Annotated in this window: 19 protein-coding genes and 1 tRNA gene; 7 read left to right on the forward strand and 13 right to left on the reverse strand. The window is 59.6% G+C overall.

From position 1 onward, the window contains the following. Positions 1 to 30: 30 nt before the first annotated feature. The 5 genes from AC1RPZ_RS18545 (at position 31) to AC1RPZ_RS18565 (ending at position 7805) form a co-directional block, all read left to right on the forward strand. Positions 31 to 327, forward strand: a complete 297-nt coding sequence (locus tag AC1RPZ_RS18545) for a pyrroloquinoline quinone biosynthesis protein PqqE (protein WP_493138405.1) — start codon at positions 31 to 33, stop codon at positions 325 to 327. Positions 328 to 603: 276 nt separating this feature from the next. After that, complete coding sequence (locus AC1RPZ_RS18550) at positions 604 to 2409, forward strand: phenylacyl-CoA dehydrogenase (RefSeq protein WP_493138406.1); 1806 nt, start codon at positions 604 to 606, stop codon at positions 2407 to 2409. Between the two features lie 221 nt (positions 2410 to 2630). Further along, complete coding sequence (locus AC1RPZ_RS18555; RefSeq protein WP_493138407.1) at positions 2631 to 3920, forward strand: GGDEF domain-containing protein; 1290 nt, start codon at positions 2631 to 2633, stop codon at positions 3918 to 3920. Between the two features lie 90 nt (positions 3921 to 4010). Further along, positions 4011 to 5807: an acyl-CoA dehydrogenase C-terminal domain-containing protein gene (locus AC1RPZ_RS18560; RefSeq protein ID WP_493138408.1), complete on the forward strand. Its 1797-nt coding sequence runs from the start codon at positions 4011 to 4013 to the stop codon at positions 5805 to 5807. Between the two features lie 219 nt (positions 5808 to 6026). After that, positions 6027 to 7805 carry an acyl-CoA dehydrogenase C-terminal domain-containing protein gene (locus AC1RPZ_RS18565; RefSeq protein WP_493138409.1) on the forward strand — a complete coding sequence of 593 codons (1779 nt, stop codon included), beginning with the start codon at positions 6027 to 6029 and terminating at the stop codon, positions 7803 to 7805. Between the two features lie 236 nt (positions 7806 to 8041). On the opposite strand, the gene AC1RPZ_RS18570 is transcribed toward AC1RPZ_RS18565, so the two are convergent. Beyond that, positions 8042 to 8971, reverse strand: coding sequence for a LysR family transcriptional regulator (locus tag AC1RPZ_RS18570; RefSeq protein ID WP_493138410.1), 930 nt, complete (start codon positions 8969 to 8971; stop codon positions 8042 to 8044). Between the two features lie 101 nt (positions 8972 to 9072). Here AC1RPZ_RS18570 and AC1RPZ_RS18575 point away from each other — a divergent pair, with 101 nt between their 5' ends. Together AC1RPZ_RS18575 and AC1RPZ_RS18580 are read left to right on the forward strand one after the other, a co-directional pair. Beyond that, complete coding sequence (locus tag AC1RPZ_RS18575; RefSeq protein WP_493138411.1) at positions 9073 to 9771, forward strand: MOSC domain-containing protein; 699 nt, start codon at positions 9073 to 9075, stop codon at positions 9769 to 9771. Further along, the gene (locus tag AC1RPZ_RS18580; protein ID WP_493138412.1) at positions 9768 to 11045 is read left to right on the forward strand and encodes an aspartate aminotransferase family protein; all 1278 of its coding nucleotides are present in this window, start codon (positions 9768 to 9770) and stop codon (positions 11043 to 11045) included. The genes AC1RPZ_RS18575 and AC1RPZ_RS18580 overlap by 4 nt, the downstream gene beginning before the upstream one ends. 91 nt (positions 11046 to 11136) lie before the next feature. On the opposite strand, the gene AC1RPZ_RS18585 is transcribed toward AC1RPZ_RS18580, so the two are convergent. The 12 genes from AC1RPZ_RS18585 to AC1RPZ_RS18640 form a co-directional block, all read right to left on the reverse strand. Next, entirely contained in the window at positions 11137 to 12969 is a 1833-nt protein-coding gene (locus AC1RPZ_RS18585; RefSeq protein ID WP_493138413.1) for a S9 family peptidase, read from the reverse strand. Then, entirely contained in the window at positions 12935 to 14071 is a 1137-nt protein-coding gene (gene pqqE, locus AC1RPZ_RS18590) for a pyrroloquinoline quinone biosynthesis protein PqqE (RefSeq protein WP_493138464.1), read from the reverse strand. Before pqqE ends, AC1RPZ_RS18585 begins: the two co-directional genes overlap by 35 nt. Before the next feature lie 4 nt (positions 14072 to 14075). Beyond that, positions 14076 to 14351: a pyrroloquinoline quinone biosynthesis peptide chaperone PqqD gene (gene pqqD, locus AC1RPZ_RS18595; RefSeq protein WP_493138414.1), complete on the reverse strand. Its 276-nt coding sequence runs from the start codon at positions 14349 to 14351 to the stop codon at positions 14076 to 14078. Beyond that, the gene (gene pqqC, locus AC1RPZ_RS18600; RefSeq protein WP_493138415.1) at positions 14348 to 15100 is read right to left on the reverse strand and encodes a pyrroloquinoline-quinone synthase PqqC; all 753 of its coding nucleotides are present in this window, start codon (positions 15098 to 15100) and stop codon (positions 14348 to 14350) included. The genes pqqD and pqqC overlap by 4 nt, the downstream gene beginning before the upstream one ends. Positions 15101 to 15183: 83 nt before the next feature. After that, positions 15184 to 16095, reverse strand: coding sequence for a pyrroloquinoline quinone biosynthesis protein PqqB (pqqB, locus tag AC1RPZ_RS18605; protein WP_493138416.1), 912 nt, complete (start codon positions 16093 to 16095; stop codon positions 15184 to 15186). An 85-nt stretch (positions 16096 to 16180) separates the two neighbouring features. Then, a complete protein-coding gene (gene pqqA / locus AC1RPZ_RS18610; protein WP_003194766.1) occupies positions 16181 to 16255 on the reverse strand; it encodes a pyrroloquinoline quinone precursor peptide PqqA in 75 nt (24 codons plus the stop codon). A gap of 138 nt (positions 16256 to 16393) precedes the next feature. Continuing rightward, positions 16394 to 18877: a pyrroloquinoline quinone biosynthesis protein PqqF gene (gene pqqF / locus AC1RPZ_RS18615; protein WP_493138465.1), complete on the reverse strand. Its 2484-nt coding sequence runs from the start codon at positions 18875 to 18877 to the stop codon at positions 16394 to 16396. 48 nt (positions 18878 to 18925) lie between these two features. Continuing rightward, entirely contained in the window at positions 18926 to 19720 is a 795-nt protein-coding gene (locus AC1RPZ_RS18620) for a carbon-nitrogen hydrolase family protein (protein ID WP_493138417.1), read from the reverse strand. Between the two features lie 12 nt (positions 19721 to 19732). Next, entirely contained in the window at positions 19733 to 21415 is a 1683-nt protein-coding gene (locus AC1RPZ_RS18625; RefSeq protein ID WP_493138418.1) for a flavin monoamine oxidase family protein, read from the reverse strand. Between the two features lie 140 nt (positions 21416 to 21555). Next, positions 21556 to 22017 carry an Lrp/AsnC family transcriptional regulator gene (locus AC1RPZ_RS18630; RefSeq protein ID WP_008067391.1) on the reverse strand — a complete coding sequence of 154 codons (462 nt, stop codon included), beginning with the start codon at positions 22015 to 22017 and terminating at the stop codon, positions 21556 to 21558. Positions 22018 to 22104: 87 nt separating this feature from the next. Beyond that, a tRNA-Ile gene (locus AC1RPZ_RS18635) sits at positions 22105 to 22181 on the reverse strand. 15 nt (positions 22182 to 22196) lie between these two features. Then, positions 22197 to 25940, reverse strand: a complete 3744-nt coding sequence (locus tag AC1RPZ_RS18640; RefSeq protein WP_493138419.1) for a bifunctional diguanylate cyclase/phosphodiesterase — start codon at positions 25938 to 25940, stop codon at positions 22197 to 22199. Between the last annotated feature and the right edge of the window lie 36 nt (positions 25941 to 25976).

A 25976-nucleotide genomic window follows, 5' to 3' on the forward strand; every position in this document is an offset into this window, starting at 1 on the left:
TGTTTATCCTTTGCAGGGTGGAGTTGTCCCATGGAAATCTCGGGAAGCAGCGCTTTTTATGCCGGTCTGAGCACCCTTCAGTCTGGGCAGAACCGTGTCGATCAGGCCGCCAGCCAGATCGCCAACACTACTGTCGAACGCTCCGCCACCAGCCAGTCTTCCGAAGCTCAAGTCGACCGACTGCGCTCGGTCGATCGCAGCCAGCAATCAGACCTGGCCAGTAATATGGTCGATATGTCCCAAGGCAAGATCCAGGCAGAACTGGGTGCCAAAGTCGCCAAGGCTTCTGACGAAATGCTCGGTACGTTGATCGATACTTTCGCTTGATCCCTCGCTGAGCCTTTTGCCAGAACGCCGCCCTGGGCGCGGGGTTCTGTCGGGCATGTCCTTCTCGTTCAACTAATCTTTCCTACACGGTTTGTTGCCTTGCGCACCAGCTGCGGGCCATTGCGTGCGCGCTATTTATGTGGGTGATGACGAACGGAAAAGGATCGACGCTTGACAAGATTTCGGCGTAAACGTATGTTTCAAACAACTGTTTGACCGTCACAACAAATCATTGCGGTCGTTCATTCCCGGTTACATCAGCAGAGGTTTATCGCTATGCCTGACTACAAGGCCCCCTTGCGTGATATTCGCTTCGTTCGTGACGAACTGCTCGGCTACGAAGCGCACTATCAGAGCCTTCCGGCTTGCCAGGACGCTACCCCGGACATGGTTGACGCCATTCTCGAGGAAGGCGCCAAGTTTTGTGAGCAGGTGCTGGCTCCGCTGAACCGCGTGGGTGACACCGAAGGCTGTACCTGGAGCGAGTCCGGCGTTAAGACTCCGACTGGCTTCAAAGAAGCCTACAAACAATTCGTCGAAGGCGGCTGGCCAAGCCTGGCCCACGACGTAGAGCACGGTGGCCAAGGGCTGCCGGAGTCTCTGGGTCTGGCTGTCAGCGAAATGGTCGGCGAAGCCAACTGGTCGTGGGGCATGTACCCAGGTCTGTCTCATGGCGCGATGAACACCATTTCCGAGCACGGTACGCCTGAGCAGCAAGAGGCTTACCTGACCAAACTGGTTTCCGGCGAATGGACCGGCACCATGTGCCTGACCGAACCGCACTGCGGCACCGACCTGGGCATGCTGCGCACCAAGGCCGAACCTCAGGCTGATGGCTCCTACAAAGTTTCCGGCACCAAGATCTTCATCTCGGCCGGTGAACACGACATGGCCGACAACATCGTCCACATCGTTCTGGCTCGCCTGCCGGATGCGCCTGCTGGCACCAAAGGCATTTCGCTGTTCATCGTTCCAAAGTTCCTGCCGAACGCTGACGGCAGCATCGGTGCACGCAACGCTGTGACCTGTGGTTCCCTGGAACACAAAATGGGCATCCACGGTAACGCCACCTGCGTGATGAACTTCGACGCGGCCACCGGTTTCCTGATCGGCCCGGCGAACAAAGGCCTGAACTGCATGTTCACCTTTATGAACACCGCGCGTCTGGGGACTGCTCTGCAAGGTCTGGCTCACGCCGAGATCGGCTTCCAGGGCGGTCTGAAATACGCTCGCGATCGTCTGCAAATGCGTTCCCTGACGGGTCCGAAAGCGCCGGACAAAGCCGCTGACCCGATCATCGTTCACCCTGACGTACGTCGTATGCTGTTGACCATGAAGGCATTCGCCGAAGGCAACCGTGCGATGGTTTACTTCACTGCCAAGCAGGTCGACATCGTCAAGTACGGTGTGGATGAAGAAGAGAAAAAGAAAGCCGACGCACTGCTGGCCTTCATGACTCCGATTGCCAAAGCCTTCATGACTGAAGTCGGCTTCGAATCCGCTAACCACGGCGTGCAGATCTACGGTGGCCACGGCTTCATCGCCGAGTGGGGCATGGAGCAGAACGTTCGCGACAGCCGCATTTCCATGCTGTACGAAGGCACCACCGGTATCCAGGCTCTCGACTTGCTGGGCCGTAAAGTGCTGATGACTCAAGGCGAGGCTCTGAAAGGCTTCACCAAGATCGTCCACAAGTTCTGCCAGACCAACGAAGGCAACGAAGCGGTCAAAGAGTTCGTCGAGCCGTTGGCTGCACTGAACAAGGAATGGGGCGAGCTGACCATGAAGGTCGGTATGGCCGCGATGAAAGATCGCGAAGAAGTCGGCGCTGCGTCGGTGGACTACCTGATGTACTCCGGTTACGCCTGCCTTGCCTACTTCTGGGCTGACATGGCGCGCCTGGCTGCCGAGAAACTGGCTGCCGGCACCACCGAAGAGGCGTTCTACACCGCCAAGCTGCAGACTGCGCGCTTCTACTTCCAGCGCATCCTGCCGCGTACCCGTACTCACGTTGTAACCATGCTGTCGGGCGCTAACAACCTGATGGACATGAAAGAAGAAGACTTCGCACTGGGTTACTAAGTCCCTCGCAGCTCTTCAAAAAGCCGCTGTTCCTTCGGGAGCAGCGGCTTTTTTGCGCCCAGCACAAAGGGCTGCAAATATTCCCGACTAAAACGCTAAGTAGAACGCTTTTGCTGCCGTTAAAGAGTGTGCAGTGTGATGCGCGTCACATTGCATGTGCTTAACTGCCAGAAATGCAGGCACAATGCCATCAATTGATCTGCCGGGCTGGAGCTTTACCCTTGCCGCGTTCTTCCGCTGTACGTCTCAGTCACTTTTTGCCCTCATTACTGTTGTTGCTTGCGGGGCTTGCGGCTGCCTACGTCAAGGACCTCAGCGTCTTCTTCACCTCTTTGTTCAACGTGCTGCCGACTCTGGTGTTGTTGCTCGGCGGTTCGTACTGCGCGGTTTACCGACGTCAACGTGAACTGTTTCTGATGGTCACGGTGTACATCGCCTACTTCCTGCTCGACACTCAAACCGACTACTACCGTGATTACGGCAAGGTGCGTGACGACGCGGCGGTGGTGTTCCATCTTTGTTGTTTGCTGCTGCCCTTGCTGTACGGGTTGTTTGCCGCTTGGCAGGAACGTACCCATCTGTTTCAGGACATGGTCGCGCGCTTTGCCGTGCTGCTGGCATTCGGCAGTGTTGCACTGGGGCTTGAGCAAAGTTACCCACAGGCGTTGTTGATGTGGCTGTCGGAAATACGCTGGCCGGCGTTGCATGGGGCCTGGATGAGTTTGATCCAGTTGTCTTACCCGGTGTTCTGCGCGTCCTTTCTGTTGTTGGCGTTTCAATACTGGCGCAACCCACGGCCGCTACATGCGGCGCAACTGGTGGGCTTGCTCGGGTTGTTCTGGATGTTGCCCAAGACCTTCATTCTGCCGTTCACCCTGAACATCATGTGCAGTCAGGTGATGTTGATGATTGCCGCAGCGGTCGCTCACGAAGCCTATCAAATGGCTTTTCGTGATGAGCTGACCGGTCTGCCGGGGCGTCGCGCCTTGAACGAGCGCATGCAGCGTCTGGGCCGCAACTATGTGTTGGCCATGAGCGACGTAGACCACTTCAAGAAATTCAACGACACCCACGGTCACGATGTCGGCGACCAGGTGTTGCGGCTGGTGGCCAGCAAATTGTCGAAGATCGGCGGCGGTGGCCGGGCGTATCGTTACGGGGGCGAGGAGTTCGCGTTGGTGTTCGCCGCGAAAACCCTCGAAGAGTGCATGCCACACCTGGAAGTCATCCGCGAGTCGATTGCCACGTACAACATTCAGTTGCGCAACCAGGACAACCGCCCGCAAGACGATCAGCAAGGTCGGCAACGCCGTGCAGGTTCTGGCGCCTCAAGCGTTTCGGTCACGGTGAGCATTGGCGTCGCCGAGCGACTGGAACAGCGAACCCCGGAAGAAGTCCTGAAATCCGCAGACCAGGCGCTCTACAGTGCCAAGGGCGCGGGACGAAACTGCGTGATGGCATTCGGTCAAAACCGCCGCGGTGCGTTGCGCATGGACGGCGCTACGGGTTGAGTGATGATGGCGCATTCAGCGTCTGGACTGTGATTGTTCGGGGCGATTCGCGGCAGTAGGTTTGGATGATCTGCTGACGGAGAACCGACCATGCCCGAGTACAAAGCTCCCCTGCGCGACATGCGCTTTCTGATTGACCACGTCTTCGACTTTCACGCCAATTACGCGGCTCTCGGTGCCACCGACGCCAGCCCGGATATGGTCAATGCGATTCTTGAAGAGGGGGCGAAATTCTGTGAGAACGTACTGGCACCGCTGAACCGTTCGGGTGATGAAGAAGGCTGCCATTTTGACAATGGCGTGGTCACTACACCCAAAGGTTTCAAGCAGGCATTTGCGCAGTACGTCGAGGGCGGCTGGCATGGTCTTGCGGCCGATCCTGCCTACGGTGGCCAAGGTTTGCCGAGCTCTCTGGGTCTGGTCATCAGCGAGATGGTCGGCTCCAGCAACACTTCCTGGGGCATGTACCCAGGCTTGACCCACGGCGCGATGTCGGCGATCCATGCCCATGGTACCGAGGCGCAAAAGCAGACTTACCTGCGCAAACTCACGGCCGGGCAGTGGACCGGGACCATGTGCCTGACCGAAGCGCATTGCGGCACGGACCTGGGGATCATCAAGACCCGCGCGGTGCCGCAGGCAGACGGCAGTTATGCGGTCACTGGCAGCAAGATTTTCATCTCTGCCGGCGAGCACGACATGAGTGACAACATCATTCACCTGGTACTGGCCAAACTGCCGGATGCGCCGGCCGGGACCAAAGGCATCTCGCTGTTCATCGTGCCCAAGTTCCTGCCTGATGCCCAGGGCGAAGCCGGTGAGCGCAATGGGGTTTCCTGCGGTTCGATCGAGCACAAGATGGGCATCAAGGCATCGGCCACTTGTGTGCTGAACTTCGATGGTGCCAAGGGCTTCCTGATTGGCGAGGCGAACAAGGGCCTGAATTGCATGTTCACTATGATGAACCACGCCCGGCTCGGCACCGGGATGCAGGGTTTGTGTCTGGGCGAAGCAAGCTTCCAGGGCGCGATCAAATACGCTAACGATCGTCTGCAAATGCGTTCGCTGACCGGCCCCAAAGCGCCGGAAAAGGTCGCCGACCCGATCATCGTTCACCCCGACGTACGGCGCATGCTGCTGACCATGAAAGCCTTCAACGAAGGCAATCGCGCGTTGACTTATTTCACCGCGCAATTGCTGGATGTCGCGCACCTTTCGGCGGATGAAACCCAGCGCCAGGATGCCGAGAACCTGCTGGCGTTCCTGACGCCGATCTGCAAAGCCTTCATGACCGAAACCGGTCTGGAAGTGACCAACCATGGCATGCAGGTGTTCGGCGGTCACGGGTTCATCCGCGAATGGGGCATGGAGCAATTGGTACGTGACTGCCGTATTGCGCCCATCTATGAAGGCACCAACGGCATTCAGGCGCTGGACCTGCTAGGGCGCAAGGTGCTTGGTAGCCAAGGCAAACTGCTGCGCGGGTTCACCAAAATTGTTCACACGTTTTGCGAAGTCAATGCCGAACACCCGCAGCTCAAGGCGTATGTGGCGCAGCTCAACGGGTTGAACCAACAGTGGGGCGAACTGACCACCAAGGTCGGCATGGCCGCCATGAAAAATCCCGACGAGGTCGGCGCGGCCGCGCTGGATTACTTGATGTACAGCGGCTACATCATTTTGGCTTACCTGTGGCTGCGCATGGCGCTGGTGGCTCAGGCAAAGCTTGCGGCGGGCAGTGGCGATGCCGACTACTGCCGGGGCAAACTGGCCACCTGCGAGTTCTACTTCAAGCGCTTGTTACCGCGTACGACTACGCATCAGGCGGCGGTGGAGGCGGGCAGTGATTGTCTGATGAAGCTACCTGCGGAGTTGTTTGCGCTCTGACATAAGCGCTGCCTCTGAAAGATCGCAGCCTGCGCAAGCTCCTACAATTCAGGTGAACCTGTAGGAACTGTCGCAGGTTGCGATCTTTTTGTTGGTGACTAAAAATTACAAACAAGTCACGAGTCGACCCTATGTGTCGTAAAAGTTGTTCGGGTACACTCAAGACCTTGCTGAAACCCGATCCTACGAATCACTTTTCAAGTTCTCACGAGGTTTGCCATGGCTGACTACAAAGCGCCCCTGCGCGATATGCGCTTCGTCCTCAATGAAGTTTTCGAGGTTGCCAAACTGTGGGCTGAACTGCCCGCCCTGGCCGACACCGTCGATGCCGAGACCGTCGAGGCAATCCTTGAGGAAGCCGGCAAAGTCACCAGCAAAAGCATCGCGCCACTGAGCCGTGCCGCCGATGAAGAAGGCTGCCACTGGAGCGACAGCGCCGTCACCACGCCAGCAGGTTTCCCACAGGCTTATCAGACTTATGCTGAAGGCGGTTGGGTTGGCGTCGGTGGTGATCCGGCCTACGGCGGCATGGGCATGCCGAAAGCGGTTTCGGCTCAGGTCGAAGAAATGGTCAACTCCGCCAGCCTGTCGTTCGGTCTGTACCCGATGCTGACTGCCGGGGCTTGCCTGTCAATCAACGCTCACGCCAGCGAAGAACTGAAAGCCGCTTACCTGCCCAACATGTACGCCGGTGTCTGGGCAGGCTCCATGTGTCTGACCGAGCCGCACGCGGGTACTGACTTGGGGATCATCCGCACCAAGGCCGAACCGCAAGCAGACGGTTCCTACAAGGTCAGCGGTACCAAGATCTTCATCACCGGCGGTGAACACGACCTGACCGAAAACATCATTCACCTGGTACTGGCCAAACTGCCGGACGCACCGGCGGGCCCGAAAGGTATTTCGCTGTTCCTGGTGCCGAAGTTCATGGTCAACGCCGACGGCAGCCTCGGCGCGCGTAACCCGGCAAACTGTGGTTCGATCGAACACAAAATGGGCATTCAGGCATCCGCTACCTGCGTGATGAACTTCGACGAAGCCGTGGGTTACCTCGTTGGTGAGCCGAACAAAGGCCTGGCGGCGATGTTCACCATGATGAACTACGAGCGTCTGGGCGTCGGTATCCAGGGCCTGGCCACTGGCGAGCGCTCTTACCAGAACGCGGTTGAATACGCCCGTGATCGCCTGCAAAGCCGTTCGCCGACGGGAGCGCAGAACAAAGACAAGGTCGCCGACCCGATCATCGTTCACCCGGACGTGCGGCGCATGCTGCTGACCATGAAAGCCTCGAACGAAGGCGGTCGTGCATTCTCAACCTACGTGGCCATGCAACTGGACACCGCCAAGTTCAGCGAGGACGCGACCACGCGCAAACGCGCTGAAGACCTGGTGGCCTTGCTGACACCGGTCGCCAAAGCGTTCCTCACCGATCTGGGTCTGGAAACCACTATTCACGGTCAGCAGGTATTCGGCGGTCATGGCTACATCCGCGAGTGGGGCCAGGAGCAACTGGTTCGTGACGTGCGGATTACCCAGATCTACGAAGGCACCAACGGCATTCAGGCGCTGGACCTGGTCGGGCGCAAGATCGTCGGTAGCGGCGGGGCGTACTACACGTTGTTCGCTGACGAGATCCGTCATTTCACCGCAACCGCCAGTGCTGATCTGGCCGAGTTCACCAAACCGTTGAACGACGCTGTCGACACGCTGGACGAACTGACCGCCTGGGTGCTGGACCGTGTGAAAAATAACCCGAACGAAATCGGTGCGGCCTCGGTCGAGTATCTGCAAGTGTTCGGCTATGTGTCCTACGCCTACATGTGGGCACTAATGGCCAAGGCGGCTCTCGGTAAAGAGGCGCAGGACGACTTCTACGCCAGCAAACTGGGCACTGCACGTTTCTACTTCGCTCGCCTGCTGCCGCGGATTCATTCGCTCAGCGCTTCGGTCAAGGCCGGTAGTGAGTCGTTGTTCCTGCTGGATGCGGCGCAGTTCTGAGGAATGTAACCTCATGTAAGCATTTGCTTACGTGACGTGCTGCTGTTTTCCCCTGTTCCAGGATTGGATCCAGAGCTAATCTACTTCACATGGACGTCGCGCAGGAAGCGCAAAGCAACAACACGGACACGTAGGATTCTGCCAGGATGGCGGAGTGAAATGGATGTCAGGGAAACAGTCTGCAAAGCCCCGCTTCGGCGGGGTTTTCTTTTGCCTGCGATTTATGTTTTTGCCGTTCAGCCCTGTACATCCAGTACCGTCGGGCTCGTCATACGCCTGTCCGGGCCATTCATCACGTCTTCCAGCAGGTTGTGCAGCAACTCCAGTGTTGCTTGCTGACGCTGCACATCGCGACAGACCAATCCTACTTTCAGGGGGACCCGCGGCTCACTCAAGGGCTTCCACAAAAGTGCCTTGTTCCCGTGTTCCTGCTGCGAGCGGCCGGGTAGGACAGTGGCCAGTCTGGTGTGAGGCAAACTGTCGAGGATCCCCGCCATGTTGTTCAGTTCCGCCTGCACTTGCGGGCGGCGTCCGAGATTGGCCAGTTGTCCCTGCCAGATCTGCCGGAGCTGAAACTCTTCCCCGAGTAGCAGCATCGGCAACTCCGCTGCCTGACTCATGGAGACTTTCTTGAATTCACGCAGCGGATGGTCGGCCGGGATGACCAGGGTCAGTTCATCTTCATACAGCAGAACACCATGCAGTCCGGGCTGGCGCGGCGGCAGATAGCTGATACCGATGTCGAGTGAGCCATTGAGCAATCGACGTTCGATTTCCAGACCCGTGAGTTCGTAGATCTGTACCACCAGATGTGGTTGCGCGGTGCGCACACGTTCCAGCATTTTCGGCACCAGGCTGGTGTGAACAGTCTGCAGCACACCGATAGCCAAGGTACGCAGCGCCTGGCCCTTGAAGTTGCCCAAGGCCTCGCGCGCCCGCTGCATACCGTCGAGCAAGGGCAGGGCGTGGTTGTACAAAGTGTGAGCGGCGAGAGTGGGCAGCAGACGCTTGCTGCTGCGTTCGAACAGACTCACATCGAGGTTTTGTTCCAGTTGGCGGATCTGTTGCGACAGCGCCGGCTGGGAGATCGACAGGCGTTCGGCGGCACGCCCGACATGGCCTTCTTCATACACCGCGACGAAATAACGCAGTTGCTTAAAATCCATAAGTAATTCTTATCGAAAAAGCTGGAAAATCGAAATGGCTCAGTGCCTGACAGAAGCCTAGTCTAACCGCATTCACAAGGCTTACAGGGCCAGAAAGCGCGATGAATACCGTTTACGTTGATGGTGTTTACATAGGCAAGGCAAAAAACCTCGGACAGGGTTTGATCAGCGATACCGACAAACAGCGGATTGCCAATCGACTCTGGTTATGGCCGCAAGGCCTGGGCAGCGATGAGCACGGCGATCCGCGTTTTCATACCGGCCCCGAACGCGCCCTGCATCACTATCCGGCCGAGCACTACGCCTACTGGCGCGAACGTTATCCACAGATCGAATGGAGCGCGCCGGCCTTCGGTGAAAACCTTTCAACCCGCGGCCTGACCGAAGAGCAGGTGTGCCTCGGCGATATGTTTCGCTGGGGCGGTGCGTTGTTGCAGGTCAGTCAACCGCGCTCGCCGTGTTATCGGTTGAGCCATCGCTGGGGCTTGGCGGTCTTGCCGCAACTGGCCCAGGACACGGGACGCTGCGGCTGGTTCTATCGCGTTCTCAAACCCGGTTTTGTCAGTGCCGACCAGCCGTTCGAGTTGATCCAGCGCAGCTACCCCGGCCTGACCGTGGCCTGGGCCTTGCGCTGTTTTTATCGTGAACCACTTGAGCATGCCGGTTTGAAAAAACTCGTCGACTGCCCTGCACTGTCCTCGCGCTGGCGCGATATCGCAATCAAGCGCATGCGTACCGGGCGCGTCGAGGATTGGTCGTCACGTCTGCTGGGCTTGCCGCTTGAGGGACTGCGCGCATGAACCTGTTCAACCTGCGTCGCCATCAGCCGAGCCTGGATGATCTGGCAGCGGAGCATGTTCCGCCTTCAAGGCACGACAACCTTTCCAGCGAGTGCCTGATGCCGAGCGTCAAGCGACCCCAGCAAATTTTCGTTCGAGGTCAGGGTTCCTGGCTGTGGGACAGTGACGATCGCGCGTATATGGATTTTACCCAGGGCGGCGCAGCCAACAGTCTCGGTCACAGCCCGTCAGTGCTGGTCAACGCCATCGCCGCTCAGGCGCAAACGCTGATCAATCCAGGTTCGGCATTGCTTAACCGTGGCCAGCTCAACCTGGCCGAGCGGCTGTGCGTCAGTACCGGCAGCGATCAGGCTTATTTGCTCAACAGTGGCAGTGAAGCCTGCGAAGCGGCGATCAAACTGGCGCGTAAATGGGGGCAACTGCATCGCGGTGGCGCTTCGCGAATCATCACCGCCAGTGGTAGCTGCCATGGCCACGGTTTTGCGGCAATGTCCGCATCGGACTGTCAGAACAATCGCTTTGAGCCGCAGCTTCCGGGTTTCAGCCACGTTCCGTTCAATGATTTACCGGCGTTGCATGCGGCAGTGGATGCGCAGACTGTCGCCATCATGCTCGAACCTATCCAGAGTTCCGCCGGCGTCGTTCCGGCGACCGAGCATTACCTCAAAGGTGTCGAACGCCTGTGCCGTGAGTTAGGGATTCTGCTGATTCTCGATGAAGTGCAAACCGGGATGGGCCGTTGCGGCAGTTTGCTCGCCGAACAGGTTTACGGTGTGTGGGCCGACATTGTTGTGCTGGGCAAAGGTCTGGGTGGCGGGGTTCCAGTGGCGGCGTTACTGGCTCGCGGCAAAGCCTGCTGCTTTGAATCGGGCGAGCTGGATGGCACCCATCATGGCAACGCGTTGATGGCCTCGGCGGGGCTGGCGGTCCTCGATCGCGTGCTGGATCACGGCTTCCTTGAGCACGTTCGCGAAAGCGCTCAACACCTGCGTGAAGGCTTGAGCCGATTGGCCAACCGTTACGGACACGGTGAACTGCGTGGCCAGGGGCTGCTCTGGGGTCTGACCCTGAGTGACGATTCGGCTGACGCAGTAGTGAAGGCGGCGCTGTACGAAGGTTTGCTGTTGAGCGCTCCGAAACCCGATTGCCTACGGTTCACGCCGGCGCTGACAGTCAGTAAGGCCAATATCGACGAAATGCTCCTGCGCCTGGCCCGAACTTTCTCCCGGGTGCGCACGGCCCAACTCCAATGCCGCAAAGGCATCGCGGTCTGAATAGATCGCCAGTTTTCTAATGCCCTAACCGTCTTGCGGTATAACGCGTCGCCCCATGCCTGATCCTTTTGGCATGGGGCGTTTTTTTGTCTCACGGGTTCTTCTGACCCATCACCCCACGATAAAACAACCACTCCTGCTCCAGTGCATGGGCCTGATTGTTGGCCTTGCGAAAGCCGTGGCGTTCATCCGGATAGTAATGGGCCTGGGCAGGAATGCCGTTGTCTTGCAGAGCCTTGAGCATGTCGCGAGTCTGTTGCGGCACCACCACGGCGTCGAGTTCGCCCTGAAAAAAGATCACCGGCACGCGGATTTCGCTCGCGTGCAGCAACGGCGTGCGGGCAGCGTAGCGCTCGGCATCCTGCTGCGGATCGCCGATCAGCCAATCCAGGTAATCACCTTCGAATTTGTGAGTGGAGCGGCCCAGAGCAGCCGGGTCGCTGACGCCGTACAAACTGGCGCCCGCGCTGAAGACGTCCCGAAATGCCAGCGCACAGAGTGTGGTGTAACCGCCGGCACTGCCGCCGCGAATGAACGCGTGATCGCCGTCGATCAAACCTTGCCCGGTGAGGTAGGCGACCACGGCGCAGGCGTCTTCGACATCCACTTCGCCCCAGCTCAGGTACAGCGCCTGCCGATAGGCTCGACCGTAACCGCTGCTGCCGCGATAGTTGAGGTCGGCGACCGCGAAGCCCCGTTGTGCCCAGTACTGGATACGCGGATCAAGCATCGGATAACACGCCGACGTTGGCCCGCCATGAATGAACACCAGCAACGGTGGTTTGGCGGCATCGGTCATGGCCGGATAAAAGAAACCATGGGCCTCGCCGGCACCGCTTGGGTAACGCAGTGTTTGCGGCTGGCTGATCTGTTCGGCGGGCAATAGCGCAGCCCCGCCAGCCAACACCCGGACTTGATGGCTGTTGCGGTCGATGGCAATCACCGCAGAAGGGCTGACCGGCGAAGCCGCGATGCAGTAAACAAATTGCTGATCCAGCGCCAGATTGCGGAAGCGACTGTAGTCGCCGGTGAAATCCTGAATGGAATCGTCAGAGCACAAGCCGAGGCGGCCAAAGCCATCCACGGTCCAACTCGCCCAATAACGCTTTTCGCCAAGCGGCAACCAGGTGCAACCACCCAGCTGCCACGGCGCCGGCGCATGATCGGCATCGCTGCTGGGTAATGGCTGCAAGCCTGATTCGGTTTCGCCCCATGGCTGCCAGAAACCGGCACGATCGGTCAGGCAATACAGGCGACCGACTGCATCGAAGCGGGGTTGTTGCAAGGATTCTTCAGAGGTGTCCCCGGCCAAACAACGCGGCTGGCCGAAACTGCCACTGGCGTCGCGCTTGGCGACCATCAAACGTGTCGCGGTCCAGGGTTGGTGCGGCCGGCTCCATTCGATCCAGGCTAACCGCCCTCCCTCTGGACTCAAGGTCGGCGCCGAGTAAAAGTCCGCGCCTTCAACCAACAGGTGACGTTTACCGTCTGCCAGATCAATGGCAACCAGACGATGCTGATTGCCTTGTTCTTCGACGGCGAGAACCTGTCCATCGGCAAATTGCAGATCGCCGTAACGGCATTCACCCGAGGTCAGCGCCTGAGGCATTTCGCCTGCCAACGATTGCCGATACAGCTGCTGATCCGCCTCGTTGACGAAGACCACGCCGTCATCGCTCAAGCAAAACGCCCCGCCACCATATTCATAGACCCGACTGCGCGCACTGAACCCCGGCGGAGTCAGGCAATGGGCGGTGTTGTCGCGCCAGTGCCAGATTCGGCAGGCGGCATCTTCGGGGCGGTATTCATTCCAGAACAAGCCATGAGCGCCGACGCGCAAGTCAGCGAAATCGACGCCGGCCGCTACGGCCTTGAGGGCGCTCAAGGGCTCAGCTTTTAACGATGAGGCGTGAGTTTCGTTCATTGCGAAAGGCCAACTGTTCGATGGTTTGGGTGGCGTGCTCGGCTTCTTCGCGGGCCTTGAGAATCACGCCGTGATGTTCCGACTTGCTGCACACCGGGTCGGCGTTGCTCGCGTCACCGGTGAGCATGAACGCCTGGCAACGGCAGCCGCCGAAGTCCTTTTCTTTCTCGTCGCAGGAGCGGCACGGCTCGGGCATCCAGTCGTAACCGCGAAAGCGGTTGAAGCCGAACGAGTCGTACCAGATGTGCTGCATGCTGTGATCACGCACGTTCGGAAATTGCACCGGCAGCTGTCGTGCACCATGGCACGGCAGGGCGGTGCCGTCCGGGGTCACGGTCAGGAAGATGCTGCCCCAGCCATTCATGCAGGCTTTGGGGCGTTCTTCGTAGTAGTCCGGGGTGACGAAGATCAGCTTGCACGGATGCCCTTCGGCTTCGAGCCTGGCGCGGTATTCGTTGGTGATGCGCTCGGCGCGCACCAGTTGTTCCTTCGTCGGCAGCAGGCCGACGCGGTTGAGCTGGGCCCAGCCGTAGAACTGGCAGGTGGCGAGTTCGACGAAGTCGGCTTCCAGGGCGATGCACAGCTCGATGATGCGGTCGATCTTGTCGATGTTGTGCCGATGGGTGACGAAGTTCAGCACCATCGGGTAGCCGTGGGCTTTCACCGCGCGGGCCATCTCCAGCTTCTGGGCGAAGGCTTTTTTCGAACCGGCCAGCAGGTTATTCACCTGTTCATCGCTGGCCTGGAAGCTGATCTGGATGTGATCGAGTCCGGCTTTCTTGAAGTCGCTGATTTTCTGCTCGGTGAGGCCAATGCCCGAGGTGATCAGGTTGGTGTAGAAGCCCAATTTGCGCGCCTCGGCGATCAGCTCTGCGAGATCCTGGCGCACCAGCGGCTCGCCGCCGGAGAAGCCCAGCTGCGCCGCGCCCATCTCCCGTGCCTCGCGAAACACCTTGAGCCACTGCTCGGTGCTGAGCTCTTTGCCTTGTTCGGCGAAGTCCAGCGGGTTTGAGCAGTAAGGGCATTGCAGCGGGCAGCGGTAGGTCAGCTCGGCGAGCAGCCACAGCGGCAGGCCGATCTCGGGTTTGGGCGGCATAACCATTGAATCAGCCGAGTTCGATCCAGTGCTGAGCACGGGCGACCTCCATGAATTGCTCGATGTCGTCACCGAGCTCGGGCACGCCGGGAAACTTCGCGTCCAGTTCGGTAATGATCGCCGCGACGTCACGCTCGCCGTCGATCAGGCCACCAATCAGCGCGGCGCTTTCGTTGAGTTTGATCATGCCTTCCGGGTACAGCAGCACATGGCCTTTTTGCGCTGGTTCGTATTGAAAGCGGTAGCCGGGACGCCAGCTCGGGGTCTTGCTGCGGTCGAAACTCATAAGGCGATCCCTTTATGCCAGACCCGTTGCTCGGTCACGCTGTGATAAGGCGGGCGGTTCAGTTCATAGGCCATGCTCATGGCATCGAGCATGCTCCAAAGGATGTCCAGTTTGAACTGGAGAATTTCCAGCATGCGCTGCTGGCCTTCATACGTGGTGTAGTGCTGCAAGGTGATCGCCAGACCGTGCTCGACATCGCGCCGCGCCTGGCCCAGCCGGGTGCGGAAATACTCGTAACCGGCCGGATCGATCCACTGGTAGTGCTGCGGCCAGCTGTCGAGGCGCGACTGGTGGATTTGCGGGGCGAACAGTTCGGTCAGCGAGCTGCTGGCGGCTTCCTGCCAACTGGCCCGACGGGCGAAGTTGACGTAGGCGTCCACGGCGAAGCGCACGCCGGGCAGCACCAGTTCCTGGGAACGCAGTTGATCCGGGTCCAGGCCGACAGCTTGGCCGAGGCGCAACCAGGCTTCGATACCGCCGTCTTCACCGGGTGCACCGTCGTGGTCAAGCAGGCGCTGAATCCACTCGCGGCGCACTTCCCGATCCGGGCAGTTGGCCAGAATCGCGGCGTCCTTGAGCGGGATGTTCACCTGATAGTAGAAGCGGTTAGCGACCCAGCCCTGGATCTGCTCGCGGGTCGCCCGGCCTTCGTACATCGCCACGTGATACGGGTGGTAGATGTGGTAGTAGGCGCCCTTGGCCCGAAGAGCCTGTTCGAACTCGGCGGGGGACAGTGGTGTGTCAGTCATGTCGGTTCTCCGGGGAATAACCGGTGGATTCTGGGGTGTTTGCTCTGGCCTCATCGCGAGCTTGCTCGCGATGAGGGCATCTGCTACAGCAAAATACTCATGCCGTCGTAAGCCACTTCAACGTTGCGCCGAACCAACTCGGCACGTTCGGCCGAGTCCTCATCGAGGATCGGATTGGTGTTGTTGATGTGGATAAGCACTTTGCGTTGCCTGGGCAGTTGTTCCAGCACTTCGAGCATGCCGCCGGGGCCGTTCTGTGCCAGATGGCCCATCTCCCGACCGGTGCGGGTGCCGACGCCACGGCGCTGCATTTCATCGTCATTCCACAGCGTGCCGTCCACCAGCAGGCAATCGCTGCCCGCCATGATCTCCAGTAGCGGCGCATCGACCTTGCCCAACCCCGGCGCGTAGAACAACTTGCCGCCCGTTTGCAGGTCTTCGACGATCAACCCGATGTTGTCGCCCGGGTGTGGGTCGAAGCGGTGTGGCGAGTAGGGTGGTGCGGCGCTACGCAGTGGCAATGGGGTAAAGCGCAGGTTCGGGCAGGCCGGGACGCTGAAGCTCTGGTCGAGTTCGATGCGGTTCCAGTTCAACCCGCCGTTCCAGTGGGTGAGCATGGTGAACAGCGGGAAACCGGTGCTCAGGTCTTCATGAACCATGTCGGTGCACCAGACCTGATGGGGGCAACCTTCGCGCAGGCTCAGCAAGCCGGTGGTGTGGTCGATCTGGCTGTCCATCAGGATGATCGCGCTGATGCCGGTGTCACGCAGGGCGCGGCCCGGTTGCATTGGGGCGAAGTTCTGGAGCTGCGCGCGGATGTCCGGCGAGGCGTTGCACAGCACCCAGTTCACCCCGTCATCGGAAATCGCGATAGACGACTGGGTCCGTGCCTCGGCCCGCAGGCTGCCGTCGCGAAAACCTGCGCAGTTCACACAGTTGCAGTTCCACTGCGGAAAACCACCGCCGGCGGCGGAACCTAGAATCTGGACAAACATGGCTGCTCCATCACTTCAACACTAAAAATAAAAACGCCCCGGACGGACCGAGGCGTTGCACTGCAGGTTCTACCCAAAGGCAGAATCAACGGCTGGCGAAGTACATGGTGACTTCAAAGCCGATACGCAGGTCGGTGTAAGCAGGTTTGGACCAGGTCATAAAAACGTTCCTTCAGGCGGGTGAGAAAAATTCACTCTATACATATAGTCCACCTCCCGCGGGAGATGTGCAGATGCTTGCCGGGCTATCTTACTGAAACGTTTCCGCTAATTGGAGACATCTCTCGAAGAAAGCCCATTACAGCCCCGGTAATGATCGGGCTGTCGGTTGCCAGGTGCCATCCGGGCAGGCACTGCTGGCCAGGCATCTGCGGCCACCTTCTGCGTGAATCAACCGCCTTGCCGCGTCGAGCAAAGCGGTGCGGTCCAGTAGCAACACAGCCTGTTGCAACTGAAGCAGGTAATCCGACGAATGGCCGCCCAGTTTACCCTGCCACAGCAGTTCAAAGGCCTGGGCAAGCGGCATGGCATGGCCGTCGAGTTGTTCGGCCAGGACCTGTTGCTGATTGATCAAGGACGCATCATCGAGCGTCGAGATGAGTTCGGGCAGTTGCTTCAGGAAGACTTCGATGTGTTCGAGGATCTCTTTCACCGATGCGTTCGGCGATTGCACGCCGAACAGCAGTCCGGTTTGACCGTTGATCTGACGGACACCGCTGAACACCGCGTAGCCCAATTGCAGTTCGACCCGCAGGCGCTGATAGAAAGGCGTTTGGCAGAGTTGGGCCAGCAGGCGCCACGCGGCTTCGTCTGCCAGTGCCTGGATGGGCGTCGGGCAAAACAGCAACAGCGCATTTTCGTTGGCGTCGCTAAGCACTTCGCTCCAGAGGTGCTGACCGGCAATGGAGCTGGGCGCTGTCATCTCGCTGTCGGGAATGCCAGGCACTCGGCTCAATGCGCGGGTGATTGCCGTTTGAACGGTTGCCGGCAGACCTGCGGCCAGCCCGTCCCAGCGTGCGCCGGCCCAGATTTGCTGTAGGTCATCAGCGCCGCCCGGCTGCGATGTCGGGCGCGAATCTTGTCCCAGGCAATGTACCGGTAGCGCCTTAAGTAATTGCCGAATCGCAATCAGCGGCGCCGGCGAGTCACTGCTTTGCCAGGCGTCGGCGGTGGGTTTCGTCAGACACAGCAGCGCCTGTTCGAGAATCGCCGGCATTGGCTCATGCCATCCGATCATTTTCAGTAGCCATTGGTTGCCCGTTTCGCTGAGGGACAGTTCGACGCCCGCCTGAAGTGCGTCGTCGCACAGGCCTTGCAGGTTGCGGGCGAGTGTCGGCTGGACGTTGGCCGGCGCAGCCGAGTCGAGGCGCCAACGCAGGCAGATCGCCGCTTCGCCGCTGCTATCCGCCAGTGCGGGGCTGAACTGCATGGATGAACGTTCACGGCGACCGCGGGTGCGATCCTGGGCGAACGTGCGCAACCCACGATGAGCGCTGGTTTGCCCACGGATCAAGCCGGCTGGCGCTGGCGCCTCTGCTGCGCGCAGGAGCGGGTTGGACGGCGGCAGTTGCCAGGCGACAGTCAGGTTATCCACAGGCGTCGGATTCATCTGCCGCAAGATAGCCTTGAGGGACGTAACGCCAGACTCCGACAGTTCTGCTGCCAACTGTTGGCTATCCAGTCGGGCAAGCGCCAAGGCATTGCTGACCTGACGTTTTCGCTGTTGCAGCAGGGCATATTCTTCGCGCAATTCAGACCAATCGGCCTGGTCGGCGAAGAAACCCAGCCAATTACCCAGCAGCTCACGGATTGTCCCGGTCTGCGTTGCGGCACTGGCCGTCAGGTTGAACTCGATGTGTAGCAGCGCTTGCCCGGCGAATTGGTACAGCGGCGCCGCCTTCAGGCTGTCGATTAATTGGCGATGGCGTAATTCGGCGAACAAGCCTCCCGGTTTCGAAGCGTTCAGCCAGGTGCAGAGAAAATCCAGCGCTTCACGGGATGCGTCAGGCAATGCTTCGAATGCAAATAGCAGGTTGAGTCGGCGTTCGTCAGTCTGTTGATAACTGCTATTTGCGGTTGCCATCAACGTGGGTGGGGCGTTTTGCGGTTGTTGCTCTGCGACGGTGAAGTCGGTGCACAAGCGCTGCGCCAGGCAGCGCAATTCATCCACAGACTGCGGCCCGGCGAGGCTCAAGGTCATTTGCCCGGTCTGATAGAAGTGCTGATAGAAGGTGTTTAACGCCTGTTGAAACTCAGGCTGCTGCACCGTCAGGCTGTCGTGATTGCCGGCGTGGAAACCGCGCAAGGGATGATCTGGCGAGAGCCCGTTGAACAAGGCAAGGTGTCGCTGCGCCTCGGCATCCTGAGACCAGGCGATGAATTCCGCTTCCAACACCTCTCGTTCGCGCAACTGATCGTCCGGATTCAGACGCGGGCGGGCGAGCATGTCGCACAAACGCTCAAGCCCACCGGCGAAAGCCTGAGGCGGTAATTCGAAGAAGAAGTCGGTGGTGCGCTCGCGGGTACTCGCGTTCAGTTGCCCGCCGTGACGTTGAACGTAGGCCATCAACCCATCGTCAGCAGGAAAGCGTTCGGTGCCGAGAAAGAACAAGTGTTCAAGAAAATGCGCCAGCCCAGGCCAGGCCAGCGGGGCGTCGTGGCTGCCGGCGGCAACCCGTAAAGCAGCGGCGCAGCGTTTCAAACCGGGCGCATGACGAAGCGAAACCCGCAGGCCGTTGGCCAGGGTTTCGACGTGAGGGTGAAGGTGGGTCGGCGCAGGCATGAGCACTTCCGCTACTGAAGAAGCGCTCATGCTAGCGAAAACCGTGGGTCAGCGCTTGTTCAGCTCGCCGTAGAGCTCTGGCCTGCGATCGAGAAAGTAGCGATTGGCGGCGCGAGAATCGAGCATCAACTGCCGATCCAGCGTGCCAACGATCAATGCTTCATCCAGGCCGGCCTGGGCAATGCGACTGCCGTCCGGCGCGGCGATGCTGCTCTGGCCGCAGTAATGGATTTCTCCTTCGTGCCCGCAGTAGTTGGCGTAAGCCACATAACACTGGTTTTCGAAGGCCCGCGAGCGCACGGTGACATCGGCGATGAAGTCGTAGGGAATCATGTTCGCCGTCGGCACCAGAATCAGCTCGGCACCGGCCAGCGCCAGGCGTCGAGCGTTTTCCGGGAACTCCAGGTCGTAGCAGATCAAAAAGCCAAGCTTCCAGCCGTTCAGCTCCACCAGTGGAAACTCATCCGGCCCGGCGCTGAACATGGAGTGATCGAGCTCGCCGAACAAGTGTGTCTTGCGGTAGTTGGCAAGGCGCTGGCCCTGGCTGTCGATCAACTGCACGGCGTTGTAGATCTGCCCGTCCTCGGCGCGCTCCGGGTAGCCATACACAATGGCGATGCCGCAGGCCTTGGCGATGCGCGCAATGTACTGCGCTGAAGCGCCGTCTTGCGCCTCGGCCAATGCCCCAACCGCCTCGGCACCGATGTTGTAGCCGGTCAGGAACATCTCCGGGAACACCAGCAGATCGGCGCCCGAGGCCTGCGTCGCGAGCTTTTGCAGGCGTTGCAGATTGCCGGCAACGTCGAGCGGCAGCGGCGGGCATTGGTAGAGAGCTACACGCATTTCAGACTCCGCTTACTCGGGCAAGGCAATCGGGCCGATTGCATGGAACACATCGCCCGGACCAGGGTTTTCGGCGTGGGTTTCACCGCCGAAGTGATTCATGATGCCCCACACCGCGTTGAGCGAGGTCTGTACCGCGCCTTCGACCCACGCCGGTGTCCACGAGACGTCGTCGCCAGCGATAAAAATCCCACGCTGTTCCTCGGGCATGTCTTGCTGCATGAAGTGCGCGTACATCCGCTGGTTGTAGCGATAGTGGCCGGGCAGGGCGCCTTTGAACGCACCAAGGAAATGTGGGTCGGCCTCCCAGGACACGGTAATCGGGTCACCGATGATGCGCGCAGCGATATCGACTTTTGGATAGATTTTCTTCAGGGCATCCAGCGCCAGCTTCACGCGTTTTTCGATCGGTTGCGGGAGCATTTTCAGCGCGTCGCTCATCCACGAATACGACAGGCAAATCACTCCAGGCTTGTCGTCGCCGTTGTCGAAAAGGTACGTGCCACGAGTCAGGCGATCGGTGAGGGTCATGCTCATCAGGTCGCGACCGGTTTCCGGGTCTTTGTCTTTCCAGAATGGCCGGTCAACCATCACAAAGGTTTTCGACGATTGCATGTAGCGGGTGCGGTCCAGGGCCATCCACATTTTTTGCGAGAACAGCGACTCTTCGCACTCGATCTGTGTGGTCAGCAGCCAGCTCTGGCAGGTGGTCAGCACGGCCGCGTATTCGCGGGTGTCACCCCAGTTGTCGGTCACGCTGAAACGGCCATCGGCGGCGCGCGAGATACGTTTGACCCCGGTGCGCGGCGCGCCGTTGTGCAGCGAGCTCAGGCTGGTGCCTTGCGGCCAGTGAGCGCAGCACTCCGGCACATGGCGCCAGATGCCCAGCGGTACCTGTTCCACGCCGCCGACCACCAGGTGCTGGTGATCGTCGCAGTTGGTCATCACCACGCGGAAAATTTCCAGCATCGAGTTCGGGAAGTCCGAATCCCAGCCGCCGGTGCCGAAACCGACCTGGCCAAACACTTCGCGGTGATGGAACGACAACTTGGCGAAGGCTTTGGAGGTGGCGACGAAGTCGTAGAAGGTCCGGTCATCCCACAGCGGAACGAGGGTGTTCCACAGCTCTTTGAGGCGCGGCACGTCGCGATCGCGGATTGCTTGCTGGATTTCGCCAAAGCGCGAGCCGTCTTCCAGTGCATCGGCCCAGGCGTCGGCCACTTCCTGGAACAGTGCAGGAAGGTCAGCGAGTTTCTGTGCGTAATGGGTCTGGCCTTCCAGATCGATGACGGTACTGCCGGAAGCCGGGGTCAGCGGGTTGGGGAAGGGCTTGGTTTCAAGACCGAGCTTGTCGACATAGTGATAGAACGCCGTGGACGACACCGGAAAGCGCATACCGCCCAACTCGGCGATGATCCCTTCAGCACCTTCGAAGGCCTGGGAGCGCAAGCGGCCACCCATTTTCGAGGCTTCATAGACGACCGGCTTGAGGCCCAGTTTCATCAACTCGTAAGCGGCCACCAGCCCTGCGATACCCGCGCCGACAATCGCCACTTCCGCGCCGTGGTTGTGCGCAGGAATACTACCTAAACCGGCCGGGTGCTCGATCCAGTCGTCAAAGGCGAATGGAAAGTCCGGGCCGAAAATGGTGACTGGTTTTTTACCGTCTGCTGGATGGCGATTGTTCTTGTTCATGGCTGACCTTGCTGGCGACTCGCACTCGGTGCTGAGTATAGGAAAAGACTGTCGCCATTCTAGGGAGCGTAGAGCACGTTAATAAGACGCAATGTGTCGTCGTTTTGCATGTTGTTGATGCGATATGACGAACGAATCGATCAAACTGGCTGGCCGCGGTCAATTTTGCTGCTGAGGATGATCGAGGTGGTGGTTTTTTCGACGCCGTCGACGCTGCCAATCTGATCAAGCAACTGGTCGAGCTGTTCCGGTGAATCAGTACGCAGCCAGGCCACGTAATCGAATTCGCCACTGACCGCACACAACTGCTGGACCTGCGCCATCGCGCTGAGCCGACGCAGCACTTCCTTGCCGGAGCGCGGCTGTACGGTGATCCCGACATACGCCTGCAAACCGCCATCGACCACCCGCTGCCCGAGTCGCACGCCATAACCGGTAATCACCCGAGCCTTCTCCAGCCGCGCCAGGCGTGACGTCACGGTAGTGCGCGCAATCCCCAACTGTCGGGCGAGCATGGCCACACTTTCACGGGCATTGATCTGCAAGGCTGCGATCAGCTGGCGGTCGATTTCGTCGAGGACGGGAGGGCGGGTGTCAGGCAAGGTCATCTCCGGCGGCACGTTGCGGTGGAGGAGCATGTTACACGTTCGCCAGACACACAAAAGCCGCGCAATGCGCGGCTTTGAGTTTGGTGGGCCCACACGGACTTGAACCGTGGACCAAAGGATTATGAGTCCTCTGCTCTAACCAACTGAGCTATAGGCCCTCAGTAGGCCGCGGATTATAGCGACGGTTTCTCGGCTGTGCTATCCGAAAAGTCTGAAACTGCGATACGAAGAAAGGCCGCGGCGAATTCGTCGGCGGGCAGGGGCAGGCTGACGATGTAGCCCTGGATCTGTTCGCAGCCTTCGGCAGTCAGGAATTGCTGCTGCGCCTGGGTTTCGACACCTTCGGCAATGATCGTGAATTGCATGCTGCGGCCCAGGGCGATGATTGCACGGACGATGGCGACATCGTGTGGATCATCCGGCAGGCCGCGGACAAACGATTGGTCGATCTTCAGGAAGTCCAGAGGCAGGCGTTTGAGGTAGCTCAGCGAGGAATAGCCGGTGCCGAAGTCGTCGATGGCCAGTTGCACGCCCAGGCGTTTGAGTTGGTGCAGGACTTCAAGCGCTTCTTCGGCCTGGCTCATGATGAAGCTTTCGGTGATTTCCAGTTGCAGCAAGTCTGGTTTGAGGCGGTTGTCCTTGAGCAGTTGTTCGATGCGGACCAGCAGGTTCGGCTGGCGTAGCTGCGCGCCGGCGAGGTTGACTGACAGCGGGCCGAAACCTTCATAGCAGTTGTTCCACTCATGCATCTGCAGGCAGGCCTGTTCCAGCACCCAGTCACCGATTTGCAGGATCATGCCGTTTTCTTCGGCCAGCGGGATGAAGTGCTCGGGCGGCACGTCGCCGAAGGCTGGATGACGCCAGCGAATCAGAGCTTCGGCACCTACCAGGCGCGGATGGTTGAGGCTGACTTTGGGTTGATAGAACAGCGTCAGCTCATTGCGCTCGATAGCGCGACGCAGTTCATGTTCCAGTGCCACGCGTTCGCTGGCTTGTGCGGTCAGGTCGCGGGTATAGCTTTCAACCCGGTTGCGACCTTTGGCTTTGGAGCGGTACATCGCCGCATCGGCGTTTTTAACCAGCGTAGCGACGTCACAGCCGTCCTTGGGGTAGAGACTGGTGCCAATGCTGGCACTGATGAAGAACTCGTGCTCGCCCGCCTGGAAGGGCGCTGTGAAGCAGTTCAGCAGCTTGTTGGCGATATGGTCGGCGTCGCTGGCCTGCTGCAGGCCCGGCAGCAGGATGATGAACTCGTCACCCCCCAGCCGCGCCACGGTATCGATGTCCCGAAGTTGCTCTTTGAGTCGCACCGCGATGCCTTTGAGCAGCAGGTCGCCGACCGGATGCCCAAGGCTGTCGTTGATGTGCTTGAAGCGATCGAGGTCCAGGAACAACACTGCGCCCTGGCTACCGTTTCCTTGCTGGCTGTTGAGTGCGGTCAGCAGCCGGCTTTCGAACAGCGTCCGGTTCGGCAGGCCTGTCAACGGGTCGTGGTGGGCCTGATAGTCGAGTTTGGCCTGGGCGTGCTTGAGGCTGGAGATATCGGCAAATACTGCAACGAAGTGGGTGATGAACCGGTCTTTGTTGCGCACAGCGCTGATGGTCAGCCAGCTGGGGTACAGCTCGCCATTCTTGCGCCGGTTGGAAATTTCGCCCTGCCAATGCCCTTCGGCGGTCAGTTGATGCCACATCGCAGCGTAGAAAGCGCTGTCATGCAGGCCTGAAGCGAGCAGCCTTGGCGTGTGGCCCAGGGCTTCGGTTTCGCTGTAACCGGTAATCTCGGTAAATGCACGGTTAACGGCGCTGATGTGCTGTTGGGTGTCGGTGATCAACACGCCCTCTGCAGTACTCTCGAATACCGTGGCGGCCTGTTGCAGTTTTTCCTGCATCAGATGTCGCTCGGTAATGTCCCGGGCGATGGTCAGCATGCAATCGTCGTCGCCAATCGGCAGCGGCCGGCTGGACATCTCGCAGAGGCGGATCTGCCCGTCGTTGCGACGGATATGGCAACTGAAGTCACGTACAAAGCCATCGCGTTTCAACAGGTCGAGCATCTGCCTGCGTTCATTGAGGTTGACCCAGATGCCGAGGTCGAAGGTCGAGCGGTCCAGCGACATCGCGCTGTTGAAGCCGGTGATGCGGCTGAAGCCCTCGTTGACCTCGATCAGCAGGCCGTCACTCACGCGTGACAGCAACAAGCCGTCAGGGGACGCATGGAAGGCTTTGGCAAATTTCTCTTCAGAGGTTTGCAGTTGTTGTTGGGTTTCCTTGAGCTGGCTGATGTCGCGCACCACCACGACCAGCGCCGGGGTGGTGTCGAGCTCGAAGGGTTCGGCTGAGATCAGGCCGGTGAACACCTGGCCATTGCTGCGACGAAAGGGCATCTCCAGGTTGCGAATGCTGCCGGCCTGCAAACGTTGCAAGAGGCCGGGGCCGACGCCAGCGATGCCCCAGATGTTCAGCTCGGTGGCGGTCCGCCCGATCACGTCTTCGGCGCTGAGGCCGATTTGCTCTTCGAACGCCTCGTTGACCTCCAACAGGCAACCGTCAGACAGGCGTGCAATGACCAGAATGTCCGGGCATTGCTGGAATACCGAGGCAAATTTCTGCTCGGAGAGGCGCAAGGCTTCTTCGGTTCTTTTGGTTTCGCTGATGTCGATCATCAGCCCGCGCATTATCGGCTCATGGCCGTGTTCTATCAGGCTGACGATGTCGCGTACCCAGAGGCAGCGCCCGTCGGCAGTGATCACCCGGTAGTCGAGGCTGTGATCGCGTCCGGCGAGCACTTCGTGATCGCAAAATGCCTGGGCGCGTGTGAGGTCGGCGGGGTGGATGATGTTGCGCCAGAAGCCCGGAATCAGCCAATGGGACAGGGGGTAACCGAGCAGGCCTTCGGCATGGGGTGAGACGTAGCTGTACGTAAAGTCGCTGATTCGCGCTTCCCAGGCTATCGCCGAAAGGCTCTCCACCAACCCGCGGTAATGGTATTCGCTGGTGCGCAGTTCCTGTTCCAGCGCGACCCGGCGAGAGATTTCCGAACTCAAGCGGCGATTGATGCGGATCACCACGGCCAGCACGGTGACCAGCAGCAGTACGCCCGGCAGGCCGTATATCAGTAGGTCGGACCAGAAGGTGCGGTGGTCGAGGACGTTTCCGACCCAATGTTCCTGGATGGCGCTTATTTCGCCCGGGCTCATGTCCGCCAGCACTTTATCCAGAATGCCGACCAGCATTTTGTCGTCTCGCGGTACGCCCATCGCCAGTTGGTAGCGATAGGGTGTTTCGCCACTGACGTAGAGCCCGTCAAGCTTGAGCTGGCGAAGGCTCCAGACGCTTGAGGCGAGATCACCGACTACCGCGTCCACCTCGTCGGTGGCCAGAGCCTGCAAGGTTGAGGCGACATTGGGCATGGGGACCAGATTGAGGTCGGGATGGTGCGTGCGCAGCAGTTCATGGGGGGCGTAGTTTTCCACGACGGCGACTTTCAGACCGTAAAGATCTTCCAGCTTGTGCGGTTGTGCGCCCCTCACATGGGCCAGGATGACGATCGGAAAGTCCAGGTAAGGCCGCGTGAACGCGAGGTAACTTTGCCGTTCGGGCGTCGACATGACGCCGGGCAAGAGGTCCAGTTTGCCCTGTTTGGCCTGCGCCAGGACTTCGGTCCAGCTGACAGGCTCAATGGGCGTGACCTTGATTGCCAGACGATCACGCACGATGTTGATGTAGTCAGCCGCGAGGCCCTGATAGCGGCCTTGTTCATCACGAAACTCGAATGGTGGCCAAGAGGCGTCGACACCCAGACGCAGTTCCGGGTGAGCCGCAAGCCAGCCACGTTCTTCGTCGGTCAGAGTCAGCGCGCCAGCCGTTGCGGTCCAGGTCATCAGCAATAGCAAAAGCATGGCCGGTAGTCTGGGCATAACGGTCTCGTTATGGCTCGAGGGAATGTTTCGAGT

Source organism: Pseudomonas sp. GW822-FHT02D10 (assembly GCF_058802345.1).